The organism is Massilia yuzhufengensis, from assembly GCF_900112225.1.
Taxonomy (GTDB): Bacteria; Pseudomonadota; Gammaproteobacteria; order Burkholderiales; family Burkholderiaceae_D; genus Telluria; species Telluria yuzhufengensis.
Window position 1 is genome coordinate 132,223 of the sequence record NZ_FOLD01000006.1, and the last position, 14,343, is coordinate 146,565.

General features: G+C 63.9%; 12 protein-coding genes. 4 read left to right on the top strand and 8 right to left on the bottom strand.

Annotated elements, in window-relative coordinates:
* Positions 1-37: 37 nt before the first annotated feature.
* Positions 38-1,552, top strand: a complete 1,515-nt coding sequence (locus tag BM031_RS07690; protein ID WP_177207681.1) for a peptide MFS transporter — start codon at positions 38-40, stop codon at positions 1,550-1,552.
* Between the two features lie 121 nt (positions 1,553-1,673).
* Positions 1,674-2,855 (top strand): pyridoxal phosphate-dependent aminotransferase, encoded by a 1,182-nt coding sequence (locus BM031_RS07695; RefSeq protein ID WP_091873290.1) that lies wholly within the window; start codon positions 1,674-1,676, stop codon positions 2,853-2,855.
* A gap of 1 nt (position 2,856) precedes the next feature.
* Here BM031_RS07695 and BM031_RS07700 read toward each other — a convergent pair whose 3' ends face one another.
* Genes BM031_RS07700 through BM031_RS07710 form a run of 3 tightly spaced genes read right to left on the bottom strand, consistent with a single transcriptional unit; the run spans position 2,857 to position 6,114 of the window.
* A complete protein-coding gene (locus tag BM031_RS07700; RefSeq protein WP_091873292.1) occupies positions 2,857-4,242 on the bottom strand; it encodes a hybrid sensor histidine kinase/response regulator in 1,386 nt (461 codons plus the stop codon).
* Positions 4,243-4,257: 15 nt separating this feature from the next.
* Positions 4,258-5,727 (bottom strand): ATPase domain-containing protein, encoded by a 1,470-nt coding sequence (locus tag BM031_RS07705; protein WP_091873295.1) that lies wholly within the window; start codon positions 5,725-5,727, stop codon positions 4,258-4,260.
* Entirely contained in the window at positions 5,728-6,114 is a 387-nt protein-coding gene (locus BM031_RS07710) for a hypothetical protein (RefSeq protein WP_091873297.1), read from the bottom strand.
* Between the two features lie 261 nt (positions 6,115-6,375).
* Between BM031_RS07710 and BM031_RS07715 the strand changes: the two genes are divergently transcribed.
* A complete protein-coding gene (locus tag BM031_RS07715) occupies positions 6,376-8,130 on the top strand; it encodes a DUF885 domain-containing protein (RefSeq protein WP_091873300.1) in 1,755 nt (584 codons plus the stop codon).
* A 35-nt stretch (positions 8,131-8,165) separates the two neighbouring features.
* Positions 8,166-8,813: a hypothetical protein gene (locus tag BM031_RS24970; protein WP_143084527.1), complete on the top strand. Its 648-nt coding sequence runs from the start codon at positions 8,166-8,168 to the stop codon at positions 8,811-8,813.
* 59 nt (positions 8,814-8,872) lie between these two features.
* On the opposite strand, the gene BM031_RS07720 is transcribed toward BM031_RS24970, so the two are convergent.
* Genes BM031_RS07720 through ligA form a run of 5 tightly spaced genes read right to left on the bottom strand, consistent with a single transcriptional unit; the run spans position 8,873 to position 14,321 of the window.
* Positions 8,873-10,027, bottom strand: coding sequence for a RelA/SpoT domain-containing protein (locus BM031_RS07720; protein ID WP_218147577.1), 1,155 nt, complete (start codon positions 10,025-10,027; stop codon positions 8,873-8,875).
* 59 nt (positions 10,028-10,086) lie between these two features.
* Complete coding sequence (locus BM031_RS07725; protein ID WP_091873304.1) at positions 10,087-10,575, bottom strand: hypothetical protein; 489 nt, start codon at positions 10,573-10,575, stop codon at positions 10,087-10,089.
* Positions 10,575-11,111, bottom strand: a complete 537-nt coding sequence (gene def, locus BM031_RS07730; protein ID WP_091873307.1) for a peptide deformylase — start codon at positions 11,109-11,111, stop codon at positions 10,575-10,577. Before def ends, BM031_RS07725 begins: the two co-directional genes overlap by 1 nt.
* Positions 11,108-12,001: a UTP--glucose-1-phosphate uridylyltransferase GalU gene (galU, locus tag BM031_RS07735; RefSeq protein ID WP_091873309.1), complete on the bottom strand. Its 894-nt coding sequence runs from the start codon at positions 11,999-12,001 to the stop codon at positions 11,108-11,110. Before galU ends, def begins: the two co-directional genes overlap by 4 nt.
* Before the next feature lie 10 nt (positions 12,002-12,011).
* A complete protein-coding gene (ligA, locus tag BM031_RS07740; protein WP_091873311.1) occupies positions 12,012-14,321 on the bottom strand; it encodes an NAD-dependent DNA ligase LigA in 2,310 nt (769 codons plus the stop codon).
* Between the last annotated feature and the right edge of the window lie 22 nt (positions 14,322-14,343).

Here is a 14,343-nt window from a genome sequence, read left to right on the forward strand (position 1 = left end):
CAAGGACGGCGGCGACCATTCAGAACAAGGGCAATAGATGAACAATAGCATTCCGCTTGGCGCGGTAAATGGCGTGAGCCAGACCCGCTCATTCTTCACGGTGGCGCTGATCGAACTGTGGGAACGCTTCGGCTACTACGGCATGCAGGCGCTGATCGTGTATTTCATGGTGCAGCGCCTCGGCTTCGAGGACAGCCGCGCCAACCTGGTGTGGGGCGCGGCCGCCGCGCTGATCTACGTGGCGCCGGCCATCGGCGGCTGGATCGGCGACCAGGTGCTCGGGACCCGCCGCTGCATGGTCCTGGGCGCGCTGATCCTGACCCTGGGCTACGCGCTGATGGCGGTCCCCACCACCAACACCTGGATGACGTTCTCGGCGCTGGGCGTGATCGTGGTCGGCAACGGCCTGTTCAAGCCCAACACCGCCAACCTGGTGCGCAAGATCTACGAAGGCGACGATTCCAAGATGGACAGCGCCTTTACCCTGTACTACATGGCGGTCAACGTGGGCTCGACCTTCTCGATGCTGGCCACGCCCTGGATCAAGGACTACGTGAATGCCACCTGGGGCGCCAACCTGGGCTGGCACGTGGCCTTCGCCGTGTGCAGCGTGGGCCTGACCATCGGCTTGCTCACCGTCGGCGTGCTGCGCAAGACCATCGCGCACATCGGCTCCCCGCCCGATGCGCTGCCGCTGGACGTGAAGAAGCTGCTGGCCGTGCTGGCCGGCGGCGTGGTGGCGGTGGCCGCGGCCGCCGTCATCCTGGAATACCAGGCCCTGGCGCGCGCCTTCGTGTACGTGGCCGGCATCGTGGTGCTCGGGATCTTCTTCCACCTGATCCGCTCGAGCGCACCGAGCGAGCGCGCCGGGCTGATCGCCGCGCTGGTGCTCACCCTGCAGACCGTGTTCTTCTTCATCTTCTACCAGCAGATGTCGACCTCGCTGTCGCTGTTCGCCCTGCGTAACGTCGACCTCGAATTCACCGTGCTGGGCTCCCACCTGTGGACCTGGTCGCCGGCCCAGTTCCAGGCGCTCAACGCGATCTGGATCATGGTCCTGAGCCCGGTGCTGGCCTTGATCTACACCCGCGCCGGCAACAGCGGCAGGGATTTGTCGATCGCCGCCAAGTTCGCGCTCGGTTTCGCGGTAGTGGCGGCGGGCTTCTTTACCTACGGCGTGGCCGGGCAGTTCGCGGTCAACGGCCTGACCTCGTCGTGGATCATGATTGCGGGCTACGGCCTGTATTCGCTGGGCGAGCTGCTGGTCAGTGGCCTGGGCCTGGCCATGATTGCGCGCTACGTGCCGGCGCGCATGGGCGGCTTCATGATGGGCGCGTACTACGTCGGCGTGGGGATTTCGCAGTACCTGGGCGGGGTGGTGGCGAACATCGCCAGCGTGCCGCGCGACATGGTCGATCCGCTGCAGACGCTGCCGGTGTATACGAATTTGTTCAACAAGCTCGGTATCGCGGCGATCGTGTGTACGCTGATTGCCTTAGCGGCGCTGCCGCTGATGCGCCGGTTGACGGCCACGCACCACGCTCACCAGTGAATCGTAGGCTGGGCGGGTCTTCCCGCCCGCGCGTGTGATCTACCTGTAACGATCACCGCGCGGTCGGCGCAGCCGACCACCCTACGGTAAGATGCCGTGATCGGATTCTACGGATAACAGCATGCCAACCAATCTCCAGGTCGCCCAGCGCGTCCACGCCATCGAACCCTTTCGCGTCATGGAAATGGTGAAAGCCGCCGGCGAAATGAAGCGCAGCGGCATCGACGTCATCAGCATGAGCGTGGGCGAACCCGACTTCACCGCGCCCGACGTCGTGGCCCACGCGGCGATGGAAGCGATCCGCGCCGGCAGCACCCAGTACACCGATTCGCTCGGCCTGCGCGAGCTGCGCGAGGCGATCTCCGGCCACTACGCGGCCGTGCACGGCCTGGACATCGACGCGCGCCGCATCGTGGTCACGGCCGGCGCCTCGGCCGGCCTGCTGCTGGCCTGCGCAGCGCTGGTGGCCGACGGCGACGAAGTCCTGATGCCGGATCCCTGCTACCCCTGCAACCGCCATTTCGTCTCGGCCTTCGGCGGCAAGCCGGTGCTGGTGCCCTCGCCGGCCGAGGACCGCTACCAGCTCAGCGCCGCCCACGTGGAAGAGCACTGGAACGCGCGCACCAGCGGCGTGCTGGTCGCCTCGCCATCGAACCCCACCGGCACCTCGATGACCCCAAGCCAGCTGCGCGAGGTGCTGGCCGCCGTGCGCACCCGCGGCGGCTTCGCCATCATCGACGAGATCTACCAGGGCCTGTCCTACGACCACGCGCCGGTCAGCGCGCTGGCGCTCGATCCGGACGCGATTACCGTCAACAGCTTCTCGAAATACTTCAGCATGACCGGCTGGCGCCTGGGCTGGCTGGTGGTGCCGGAAGCGCTGGTGGCCACGTTCGAGAAGCTGGCCCAGAACCTGTTCATCTGCGCCCCCACCGTGGCCCAGCAGGCCGCGCTGGCCTGCTTCACGCCCGAGGCGCTGGCCATCTATGAGGAACGCCGGCGCGAATTCCAGCGCCGCCGCGACTACCTGGTGCCGGCGCTGCGCGCGCTCGGCTTCCAGGTGCCGGTGATGCCGGACGGCGCCTTCTATGTGTATGCGGATATCAGCGCCCTGCCCCACGCCGCTAGCGGCGACAGCACGGCGTTTGCCTGGTCGGTGCTGCATGACGCGCATGTGGCGATCGTGCCCGGGGATGACTTTGGATTCGCGGCGCCGGCGCGCCACGTGCGCTTCTCGTACGCCACGCGCTTCGAGCGCATCGAAGAAGCGGTGGCGCGCCTGGCCCGGGTGCTGCGCGCCTGAGTCAGGCGGCCTGGCGGGCCTCGCGTGCTTGGCCGACCAGGGCCAGCAGCGCGGCCGGCGCGGCCGGCTTGACGAGGTAGCGGTCGAAGCCAGCCTCCAGCGCGCGCTCGCGGTCTTCGCTTTGCCCGTACCCCGACAAGGCGATCGCGAACAGTCGGCCGGCGGCGGGGTCGGTCGAGGCGTCCGCGCGCAGCTGCTCCATGACTGCGAAACCGTCGATACCCGGCAGGCCGATGTCGCAGATGACGATGTCATAGCGGCGCGCCCGCGCTTCCTCCAGCCCCGCGCGCCCGTCATAGGCGACCGCCACTTCGTGGCCGGCCAGTTCGAGCAAGGTGCGCAGGGTGTCGCAGGCGTCCACGTTATCTTCCACCAGCAGGATGCGGCAGGATGCTTCACCGGTGCTCGGGCCGGCCGGGGGCTCGGCGACCGGGGCCGCGGCGCCCGACAGCGGCAGGCGCACGGTGAAGCTGCTGCCGCGGCCTTCGCCGGCGCTGTCGGCCGTGACCGAGCCGCCGTGCATGCCCACCAGGTTGCGCACCACGTTCAGGCCGATGCCCAGGCCACCTTCGGAGCGGGCCAGCGAACGCGGGCCCTGGATGAACAGGTCGAAGACCTGGGGCAGCATGTCGGCCCCGATGCCGGTGCCGTTGTCGCTCACCTGCACCACCACGTCCTGGTCGTCGCGCCAGGCGCGCAGCACGATGGCGCCGCCGTCGCCGGTGTACTTGGAGGCGTTGCCGAGCAGGTTGGCGAAGACCTGGGTCAGGCGTACCGGGTCGCCTTCGATGGTCAGCGCCTCGCCGGGCAGCTCGACCTGCAGCTGCTGGCCACGCTCGCGGATGCGCGGCGCCACCGTCTCGACCGCCTGGTCGAGCGCCGCGCCGAGGGCCAGCGGGCGCACCGCCAGCGTGATCTTGCCGCTGCTGATGCGGGCGGCGTCGAGCAGGTCGTCGAGCAGGCGCGCCATGTGGTCGACCTGGCGCCGCACCACGCCGGCCACGTGGGCCAGCTTGCCGGTAGTGCCGCCGAGGCTGGTGAGCAGGCTGGCCGACATGCTCAGCGGCGCGAGAGGATTGCGCAGCTCGTGCGCCAGCATGGCGAGGAACTCGGTCTGGCGCCGGTTGGTGGCTTCGGCCAGGTCGCGCAGCGACTGCGCGCTGACGGTCGCCATGACCAGGTGCTCGTTGGCTTCGCGCAGCTGGACCAGCTGCTCTTCGAGGCGGTCGCGTTCGCGCACAAGGATGCGGGCATGCGACAGCTCGGCCTCCAGCGCCGCGATGCGCTGATACGGGTCCTGGTCGCGCAGCGCGGCGCCGAGGCCGGATTGGTCGCCCATCACGGAACGTTGTTCAGAGCCGGCGGCCGATTCATCGTACGTTCCCATTCCATGCCTCTTGCCTTAGTCGCCTGGATTGGCGTGATCGGTACGGCCGAACAGTACGCCGTCCACCGGTGCGGCGATCGGGTCGATCTCGATCCCTTCGTCGGTGATGCGGTATTCGCGCAGGTCGCTGCTGTGGTTACTGCCGCGTACCTTGACCACCGCCATGTACCTGCGCACCTGGCCGTCGACCTCGGCATAGCGCATCGCCACGATCGCATCGGTCATGTAGGCGATATCGGCGCGCGCGAAATTCATGTTCACGGTGCGGTCGTCCAGGCCAGTAGTCACCAGCACCGACACCCCGCGCCTGGCCAGGCTGCTGAGCATGCGGAACACGCCTTCGCGCAGGTTGCGCGCGCATTCCGGCGCCAGGTACAGCGTGACCTCGGACAGCGAATCGATGACCACGCGGCGCGCGCCGGTCCGGTCGATCGCGCTGGTCAGTTCGTCTTCCAGCTCTTCCATCGTCAGGTCGATCAGGCGGCTTTCGACCACCGCCACCTGGCCGGACTGGATCATGGCGGCCATTTCGGCATTGCGCAGGCGCCCGGTGCCCTTCTCGAAACACATCAGCACCCCGGTCTCGCCCTGGGCGACGCCGGCCTGCAGGAAATGCGTTCCCAGGATGGTCTTGCCGCAACCGGTCGGCCCGATCGCCAGCAGCGAGTGGCCCTGCGGCAGGCCGCCATGCAGCATGGCGTCCAGCCCGGGCGTGCCGGTCGGAATACGCGCGGGATTGGTTGCCACCGGCACGCCCGGATGGCGGTCGGCCGCCAGCGGCGGCAGCAGGCGCGGATAGATGCGCAGGCCGTTGTCGGTGATGCGGAAGGTGTGCGAGCCGCCCATGTGGGCCTGGCCACGCATCTTGACGACGCGGATCTTGCGCACCACGGCGTCGCCTTCGTGCAGCTGGCTCAGCGCGATCATGCCGTCGGCGACCGTCATGATCGGATTGGCCTCGGTGTCGTTGTGCTGGTATTCGCCGATCAGGAACGTGGTGGCCATCCAGCTGGTCATGCGGGTGCCGAGCTCCTGGACGAAATACTGCAGGTCGCTCGTGCCCTCCTGGCCGCTCCTGCCGGTCTGGATCACCGAGCGGAAGGAGTCGACGAACACCAGGCTGGGGCCGAAATCCTCGACTTCTTTCGTGATGCGCTCGAGCACGCCATTGAAGTCGCCCGCGCGCAGGTCGGCGGTCAGGTTGACATAGCGGATCGAGGTACCGACCTTGTCCATGTCGAAAAAGGAATACTGCTGCTGGTAGCGCAGCATCTTCAGCGGCGGCTCACCCAGCACCGTGAAGAACAGCGCGCGGCGCTCGGGGCCGGCCAGCGCGAACATCATCTGGTGCGCCATGGTCGTCTTGCCGCAGCCCGGGGCGCCGGTAATCATGTTGAACGAAAACTCGTTCAGGCCACCGCCCAGGAGAACGTCGAGCCCGGGCACGCCCGTGGCCAATGTTCCCAAGCTTACTTTATCGGTCATTTATTTCTGCTCCTGTGCGTGCGCCTGCTGGTCTACCGTCGCCATCGCCGATGAGAGTATGCGCTGGGTCAGCGCCTCCCCGATGAGCGTTGCAAGTAGTTGGGTGAAGGTCCGCAACAAGGTGTCGTTGGCGGCGGCGGCACGTCCGGCGTCGACCCCGGCCATGCGCTCTTCAAGGGCGGCAAACAGCTGGTCGGGCGCCCGGCAAGATTGCTGCGGGGCGAGCCAGGCATGCTCGGGGCCGACGAGATGGAGGGCACGGCCGAACAGCGCGCAAAAACCGCTGTCGCCGATCAGCGGGCAAAGCTGCTGCGCGATCTGTCGCCAGGGCTGGATCCAGTCGCTGCCCGCTGCGGCCGGCTGCGCCGCGCCCGTGCTGTTGGTCATGTCTTCGTTAAGGAACAATGGATCCGGTTCTACATTGACTGGGAATACAGGCGCCGCACCCATGCGCGACAGGGGAAACCTCGGCGGCCTCCCATCCCATCCTGGATTATACCTTGTCGATTCGGCAAACTGCCGCCGATGCCATCGTTCTGCCAGAAACATTTTCAATAGTGTCAATCCGCCACATCCCCGCTAAGATGCACAAGGCCGGGCCTGCTTTGCCCCGGTCCACTTGATACGTCCTTACATCGCGGAATAACCATGAAAAAGAAGCTGGGCGCCGTCCTGTCGACGGCCTGTGTACTGCTGAGTGTTGCCATTTCTCCCGCCCTTGCTGCCACGAGCGCGGATGCCCGTTTCAAGACAATCTACACGAAAGAGTGGAAATGGCGCGTCGCGGAACGGCTCGCCCGCGCCGAAGACGACCGCGGCGTCAGCGCGTCCCTGGCCCGGGTCGATGCGCCGGCGCAGGAAGCGCGCCGCGTGTATTGGGAAGGCATCCTGAAGGAACTCGACGCGCTGTCGCCTGCCGGCCTGTCGCCGGCCGAAAAAGTGAACTTCGCGGTCTACCGGGCCCAGATCGCCTCCTTGCTCGAAGCCCAGCGCTTCCGCGAATTCGAGCAGCCCGTTAATGCCGACAGTGCCTTCTGGACCGACGTTTCCTACAGCGCGCGCCGTCCGTTCAAGACGGTAGAGGACTACCGCAACTACCTCAAGCAACTGGCCGCCCTGCCCGGCTACTTCGCCCAGGAGACCGCCAATATGCGCGCCGGCCTGGCGCGCGGCTTCACGCCGCCGCAGGTCACGCTGGCCGGGCGCGACGTGGCGCTGGCCTCGATCGCCGACGCGAAGACCCCGCAGGAAACCGTGTTCTACACCCAGTTCAAGAATTTCCCGGCCTCGGTGCCGGCAGCGGAGCAGGACGCCTTGCGGGCCCAGGCCGCCGCCGTCATCCGCGACAGCGTGCAGCCGGCCTACGCGAAAGTGCTGGCCTTCTTCCGCACCGAGTACGTGCCCAAGGCCCGCACCACCCTCGCGGCCCAGAGCATGCCGGGCGGGAAAGCCTATTACCAGTCGAAGATCGTCGAGTTCACCACCACCAGCCTCACGGCCGAGCAGATCCACGCGATCGGCCTGGCCGAGATGACCAAGATCCGCGCCGAGATGCACGGCATCATGAAGCAGGTGGAGTTCAAGGGCGACCTGCCGGCCTTCCTGCAGTTCCTGCGCACTGATCCGCAGTTTTATGCGAAGACGCCGAAAGAGCTCTTGATGCACGCCGCCTGGACCGCCAAGAAGTTCGATGCGAAGGCCGACCAGTATTTCGGCTACCTGCCACGGCGCCGCTTCGCGATCCTGCCGGTGGCCGACGACCAGGCGCCCTTCTACACGGCCGGCCGCGGCGGGCCGGGGTCGTACTGGGTCAACACCTACAACCTGCCGGCACGCGCGCTCTACAGCCTGCCAGCCCTGACCCTGCACGAATCGGCGCCGGGCCACGCCTTCCAGATGCCGGTGGCACAGGAACAGAAGGGCGTACCGAACTTCCGCCGCGCGTATATCTCGGCGTTCGGCGAAGGCTGGGCGCTGTACGCCGAGCGCCTGGGTACCGAGATGGGGATCTACGAAACGCCGTACGAGGTGTTCGGCATGCTGAGCTACCAGGCCTGGCGCGCCTCGCGGCTGGTGGTCGATACCGGCATCCACGCCAAGGGCTGGACCCGCGAGCAGGCGCAGGCTTACCTGATGGAGAACACGGCGCTGTCGAAGCACGAGGTGGAAACCGAAGTCGACCGCTATATTTCGTGGCCGGGGCAGGCGCTGTCCTATTACCTGGGGCAGATGGCGATCCAGGAAGCGCGCGCGCGTGCCGAGAAGGCGCTGGGGGCGAAGTTCGACATCCGGAACTTCCATGACACGGTGCTGCAACTGGGGTCGGTGCCGCTGCCGGTGCTGCAGGAGAGGATCGATGTGTTTATTGCGGAGGGGGGCGGGAGTCCTTATTCTGACTCTTGACCATACGAATGGTAACTTTAAAAGCGAATTAATATATGAGAAAATTAACGTTCATTTCAACAATCTATATTATTTCTTGGATTGGGATATTATATGCATGCAAATCATTTGGTGTGCCCGGTGACTATATCACTAGTGGCACGGCAGCAGCAGTAGGATATTTTGCGTATCTGGTATATGAGATAGATCAAATAAATAAACTAAAAAGTGCGGCGAAAACTGTAGTGCTGGATGTGCGTAACGCTGAAGAGGCGCTTAATGCAGTACGTGGCGGAGCCAATTATGTAGCCTGGTCGAAGGTCGGCATTATTGAAACTAACTGGCCGACGCTTAAACAATACTTCATCACACTTTTAACCACTGATGAATTTCGCTGCTACGAGCAATTCTTCCATGCATGGTCGGAACTAGGCGCGGCCAAGAAACGGTTTGAGGAGCTACAGTATGCAGGATTGCTGTCAAAATCTGAATACGTCCAACAGAGATTACTAGACCTAGAAAATGTTCCGCCAGCCGACCTTGAGGCAAAACGCTCATTAATAATTAATCGTTTGAACAATGAGCAGTTTCTTTTTGAACCAGGCCTACCACAGCAGCAACTCGCGCACTTCTTAACGTCGCTCCAACCAATATCATGCACCACGGGATTCGAAAAGCTTCGGCGCCTAGCTGGCATGCGCTAACTCTCTGAAACAGCTGCACAGAAACGCGAGGAATCAAGTTAGGGTCGGGCCCATACAGTTTATTTCTCGCGCCAGCGAAAGAGTCTCCGATAGAAATCGGACCAAATACTCCCTCCCCCTTTTGGAAGCTCCAGACTATTTATAAGAAGTAGGTGACGCACAAAATCAGTCGAGTCGGCAAAATAATTAGGGTACGCCTCCTTTAGCCCGCCCACCGCTGTAGTCGAAACCAATGCAACGACCAAATGATCGGTTGCTGCTGCGGTTTTTTCACATTGAATATAGCGCTCTTCTGCTTCCGCATTCATGTCATCACTGAAGATGCTGACGCTGACCTGTTTCTTCTTTGTATTAACCTCGATCAGAGCATATCCAGTTACCAATACTTGACTCAATCGTTCGTCAACAATCTTTAACCCGTGCGCGAATGCTTGTAACGTATCAACTACCGACAATTTCTCCGAAGACTGTTTCGCATCACGGCAAGCTTCAATTAAAGATTTATTATTTAATATGACTTCACCGTAAGTTTCGAACTTCTGTCGCGGCGTTAGGGTGTCAAATAAGTGTATCGATTCCATTATCGCGAACTGGCGACTGATGTTCCTAAAGAAGGTTTTCCACGCAGCATCACCCCGGTTGGATTTGAGAGCTTGGCCGGTGAACAAATCAACTATCTCTAGCGCCGTTGCCCAATCATGCTGCAGCGCTGTTCGAATCTGAATCTCTATGCTTTTTTTCTCTGAATTATCACCTGAGAATTGACCAATCAGATGATATCCGCGATATCCGTCATCTTTAGGATTCTTGATATAGTCTTTAGACCTTATTTTTCCTTGAGCGGTTTTGAACTCCGAACGTTTGCGCAGATCCCGGACAAGCTGCCGTAATTTTTTCTCATTTGCGACAATGGCACGGCATCCGCCTATATCTTGCATATTCTTGAGCTTCATTTGCTCGAATCGACGAAGCTTGGCCACTATCGACGCATATCGTTTAAGGCGTTTCGCGAATATCGTCGCCTTGTCTTTCTTTCGAGCTATATCTTGCAATAAATTAAAAGCGGAATCCAGCGCCTTTTCATGACTAAACCTCCAATACGACAAAACATCCATGGACGCAGAGTATTCATCAGGTTGAGTTCTCACTAATTCCACATCAAGTAACTTCTCACCTGCTCTAATGACTTCTTTCCCAGAGTAAATTCTTTGCATCTCCACTTTTATTCGCCCGCCATTTAGAATTTTTAGATTTACACCCTATCAATCTAGACTTATCTCCCCGCCAGTCGAATTTTGAATTGGATCGAAACGCCACCGTACAGGCGGTCCCGATACGTGGGAATAATCCCCACATTCACCCCCACCCGCTTGTACTCATACGTCAGGGTCGGAATCGCCGCCGCAAACCAGCCGCCGTCGCGCATTTTCGGGTAGCCGTCGAAGGCCGCCAGCGCCACGCCCACGCGCACCGTCCCTAGCGCGTACGGCTGCCAGATCACCCCCGCATAGTTCGACCACTGCCGGTCACTGTTATAGAAGCGCCCGGCCGTCGCCGCCATGGTGCCGCTGAAACGGTACTCGGCCGCCAGTCCCTTGTTGGCGCCGTTCAGGCCCTTGTCGCTGTCGAAGTGCGCGGTGGCGAAGCCGGTGTCGAGCCAGAATTCGCTTGTCGGCGCCGACTCGATTTTCGTGAACAAGTCATCGGCCTGCGCCAGCGGCGCCGCGCACGCCAGCACCAATGGAAGAAACAGGGAACGCATCAGTCGTCGGCTTTCGGATCGAGATCGGGGAACATCACTTCGGTGAAGCCGAAGCGGGAAAAATCGCGGATGCGCATCGGATACAGGATGCCGAGCAGGTGGTCGACCTCGTGCTGCACCACGCGCGCATGGAAACCGTCGGCGTCGCGCACCACCGGTTTGCCGTACTGGTCGACGCCCTCATAATGCAGCCTCACGAAACGCGGCACGCTGCCGCGCAGGCCGGGCACCGACAGGCAGCCTTCGAAGCCCTCTTCCATCTTGTCCGAGCGCGGCGTGAGCACGGGATTGATCAGCACCGTCTCGGGCACCGGCGGCGCATCGGGATAGCGCCCGTTTTTCGCGAAGCCGTAGATCACCAGCTGCAGGTTGACGCCGATCTGCGGCGCGGCCAGGCCGGCGCCGTTGGCCGCGTGCATGGTGTCGAACATGTCGGCGATCAGCGCATGCAGTTCGGGCGTATCGAACTGGCGCACCGGTTCGGCCACGCGCAGCAGGCGCGGGTCGCCCATGCGCAGGATCTCGCGCACCGTCATGGCAGCTTCCCCTGCTCCAGCAAGGCGGCGAGGCAGGCGCGGAAGCCCTCGGCGGTCTCGGGGTGCTTCAGGCCGATCGCGGCGGTAGCCTGCAGGTATCCCAGCTTGGAGCCGCAGTCGTAGCGCTGGCCCTCATAGCGGTAGGCCAGCACGCGCTCGGCCTGCATCATGGCGGCGATGCCGTCGGTGAGCTGGATCTCGCCGCCGGCGCCGGTGCCGAGGTTTTCCAGGTAGCCGAAGATGGACCCCGAGAGCACATAGCGCCCGGCCACGGCCAGGGTCGACGGCGCCAGCTCCGGCGCGGGTTTCTCGACGATGCCCGACACCAGCTCCAGGCCGGGGCGGTAGCTCGACACGCTGACGATGCCGTACTGGCGGGTGTTTTCGCGCGGGACATCCTGCACCGCCAGGATGCTGGAGCGCTCGAACGAATACAGGTCGGTCATCTGCGCCAGCACCGGCTTCTGGCCGGGACCGGTGTCCATGAAGTCGTCCGCCAGCAGCACCGCGAACGGCTCGTCGCCGATCACGGGCCGCGCGCACAGCACGGCGTGGCCCAGGCCCAGCGGGGCCGACTGGCGGATGTAGATGCAGTTGACGTTCTTCGGTATCACCCCGCGCACCACGTCGAGCAGGGCCTGCTTGCCGGCCGCTTCCAGCTCGGCTTCGAGTTCATAGGCCTTGTCGAAGTGGTCTTCGATGGCGCGCTTGTTGCGGCCCGTGATGAACACCAGTTCGGTGATGCCGGCCGCCACCGCTTCTTCGACGGCGTACTGGATCAGCGGCTTGTCGACGATCGGCAGCATCTCCTTCGGCTGCGCCTTGGTGGCGGGCAGGAAGCGGCTGCCCAGGCCGGCGACAGGGAATACGGCTTTGCGGATCAGGGTCATGGCGTGCTTTCTAAGTTCCCAACAGGGCCAGCAGGCCGGCTTCATCGAGCACGGTGACGCCGAGCTCCTCGGCCTTGGCCAGCTTGCTGCCGGCCTCCGCGCCGGCCACAACGTACGAAGTTTTTTTCGACACCGAACCGGACACCTTGCCGCCGGCCTGCTCGATCAGCGCACCGGCCGCATCGCGGCTCATGGTCGGCAGCGTGCCGGTGAGCACAAAGGTCTTGCCGGTGAAGCGCCCCTCGACCGCTGGAGCTTCTTCCGGCAGCTGGGCCAGCAGTTCCTCGCGCAGGCGGGCCAGTGCAGCCAGCCCTTCGCGATTGCCGGGCGCGGCCATCCATTCTTCCAGCGCGCCGGAGACCGTGGCCGGCAGGCCGAACACGCCGAACACCTTCAGGTGCGACAAGGACTCCAGCGTGACACCATGCTGCGAGAGCTGGCGCGCGCGTGGTTCGGTGAGCTTGGGGATGCCCAGCGCCGCCAGCAGGTTCACTTCGTCGAGCTTCTCGCGCAGCTGGGCCTTGGGCGGGTGTTCTCCCTGCGGCGCCACGCCGGCGGCCAGCAAGGCGTCGATGGCCTGCTGGTTTTTCTCTTCGGCGAAGAATTCGGCGATCGCTTCGGCCACGGTGCCGCCGATATCGGGCAGCACGCGCAGCAGTGCGATCGGGGCTTGCCGCACCAGCGCGAAGCGTCCGAGCCAGTCGGCCAGGGTCTTGGCGGTGGATTCGCCCACGTGGCGGATGCCGAGCGCGAACAGCAGGCGCTCCAGCGGCGGGTTCTTGCTCGCAGCGATGGCGCCAAGCAGATTGTCGGCCCACTTGGTGGCGATCTTGCCCTGCTTGACGGTTTCCGGCGTGGTCCCTTCGCGCTCGTCGGCCAGGCGCTTCATGGCCAGCATGTCGTCCAGCGTGAGCTTGTACAGGTCGGCCACGCCGTGCACCAGGCTGCATTCGACCAGGCTGTCGATGTAGCGGTCGCCCAGGCCCTCGATGTCCATCATGCGGCGGCCGCTGAAGTGGCGGATCGCTTCCTTGCGCTGGGCCGCGCAACTGAGGCCACCGGAGCAGCGGGCGATCGCCTCGCCCTCTTCGCGCACCACGTGCGAGCCGCACACAGGGCAGGTGTCGGGCAGCTTGTAGCGCATCGGTTCAGGCGTGGGGCGGCGTTCCAGCACCACCGACAGCACCTCCGGAATGACGTCGCCGGCGCGGCGCACCACCACCGTGTCGCCCACGCGCACGTCCTTGCGGTGCACTTCGTCTTCGTTGTGCAGGGTTGCGTTCGTCACGGTCACGCCGCCCACCGACACCGGCACGAGGCGCGCCACCGGCGTGATGGCGCCGGTGCGGCCCACCTGCACATCGATCGCGGTGACCTCGGTCAGCGCTTCCTCGGCCGGGAATTTATGGGCCAGTGCGAAGCGCGGGGCGCGCGACACGAAGCCGAGCTGGGCCTGGTCGGCCACGCTGTCGACCTTGTAGACCACGCCGTCGATTTCGTAGGGCAGGCTGGCGCGGCGCTCGCCGATGCTGCGGTAGTAGTCCAGCAGGCCGTCGCGGCCGGTGACCACGGCGCGCTCTTTCGACACCGGCAGACCGAGGCGGTCGAACCAGTCCAGCACCCCGGAATGGGTATCCGGCAGCTCGGCTCCTTCGAGCAGGCCGATACCGTAGGCGAAGAAGCGCAGCCTGCGCTGGGCCGTGATGCGCGCGTCGAGCTGGCGCAGGCTGCCGGCGGCGGCGTTGCGCGGGTTGGCGAATTCCTTCTGGCCGGTCTCGCGCTGGCGCTGGTTCAGGCTGGCGAAGTCGCCCTTGAACATCAGCACTTCACCGCGCACTTCCAGCACCGCCGGCGGCTCGCTGCCGTGCAGGCGCAGCGGGATCACCTTCACGGTACGGATGTTGGCGGTCACGTCTTCGCCGGTGTAGCCGTCGCCGCGGGTGGCGGCCTGCACGAAGACGCCGTTTTCGTAGCGCAGGCTGATCGCCAGGCCATCGAACTTCAGTTCCGCGTTGTAGGCGACCTGTTTCGTTTCGAGCCCTTCGCGCACGCGGCGGTCGAAGTTGTCGACGTCTTCATCGGCGAAGCCGTTGTTCAGCGACAGCATCGGCACCGAGTGCGTGACTTGCTTGAACTCGGGGATCGGCGCCGCGCCCACGCGGAAGGTGGGCGAGTCATTGGTCTGCGCCTCCGGGTGCGCGCTTTCCAGTTCCTGCAGCTCGCGGAACATGCGGTCGTACTCGGCGTCCGGAATGGTCGGCGCGTCGAGCACGTGGTAGTTGTAGATGTGGCGGTTCAGTTCCTCGACCAGCCACGCCATTCGCGTCAAGTGATCTTCTTGT

What these genes read in the sequence shown, in the direction of transcription:
- def (WP_091873307.1), bottom strand. Translation starts at nt 11,111, where the DNA reads ATGACGGTGCGCGAGATCCTGCGCATGGGCGACCCGCGCCTGCTGCGC.
- BM031_RS07715 (WP_091873300.1), top strand. Translation starts at nt 6,376, where the DNA reads ATGAAAAAGAAGCTGGGCGCCGTCCTGTCGACGGCCTGTGTACTGCTG.
- BM031_RS07690 (WP_177207681.1), top strand. Translation starts at nt 38, where the DNA reads ATGAACAATAGCATTCCGCTTGGCGCGGTAAATGGCGTGAGCCAGACC.
- BM031_RS07710 (WP_091873297.1), bottom strand. Translation starts at nt 6,114, where the DNA reads ATGACCAACAGCACGGGCGCGGCGCAGCCGGCCGCAGCGGGCAGCGAC.
- BM031_RS07700 (WP_091873292.1), bottom strand. Translation starts at nt 4,242, where the DNA reads ATGGGAACGTACGATGAATCGGCCGCCGGCTCTGAACAACGTTCCGTG.
- BM031_RS24970 (WP_143084527.1), top strand. Translation starts at nt 8,166, where the DNA reads ATGAGAAAATTAACGTTCATTTCAACAATCTATATTATTTCTTGGATT.
- BM031_RS07725 (WP_091873304.1), bottom strand. Translation starts at nt 10,575, where the DNA reads ATGCGTTCCCTGTTTCTTCCATTGGTGCTGGCGTGCGCGGCGCCGCTG.
- BM031_RS07705 (WP_091873295.1), bottom strand. Translation starts at nt 5,727, where the DNA reads ATGACCGATAAAGTAAGCTTGGGAACATTGGCCACGGGCGTGCCCGGG.
- ligA (WP_091873311.1), bottom strand. Translation starts at nt 14,321, where the DNA reads ATGGCGTGGCTGGTCGAGGAACTGAACCGCCACATCTACAACTACCAC.
- BM031_RS07695 (WP_091873290.1), top strand. Translation starts at nt 1,674, where the DNA reads ATGCCAACCAATCTCCAGGTCGCCCAGCGCGTCCACGCCATCGAACCC.
- galU (WP_091873309.1), bottom strand. Translation starts at nt 12,001, where the DNA reads ATGACCCTGATCCGCAAAGCCGTATTCCCTGTCGCCGGCCTGGGCAGC.
- BM031_RS07720 (WP_218147577.1), bottom strand. Translation starts at nt 10,027, where the DNA reads ATGCAAAGAATTTACTCTGGGAAAGAAGTCATTAGAGCAGGTGAGAAG.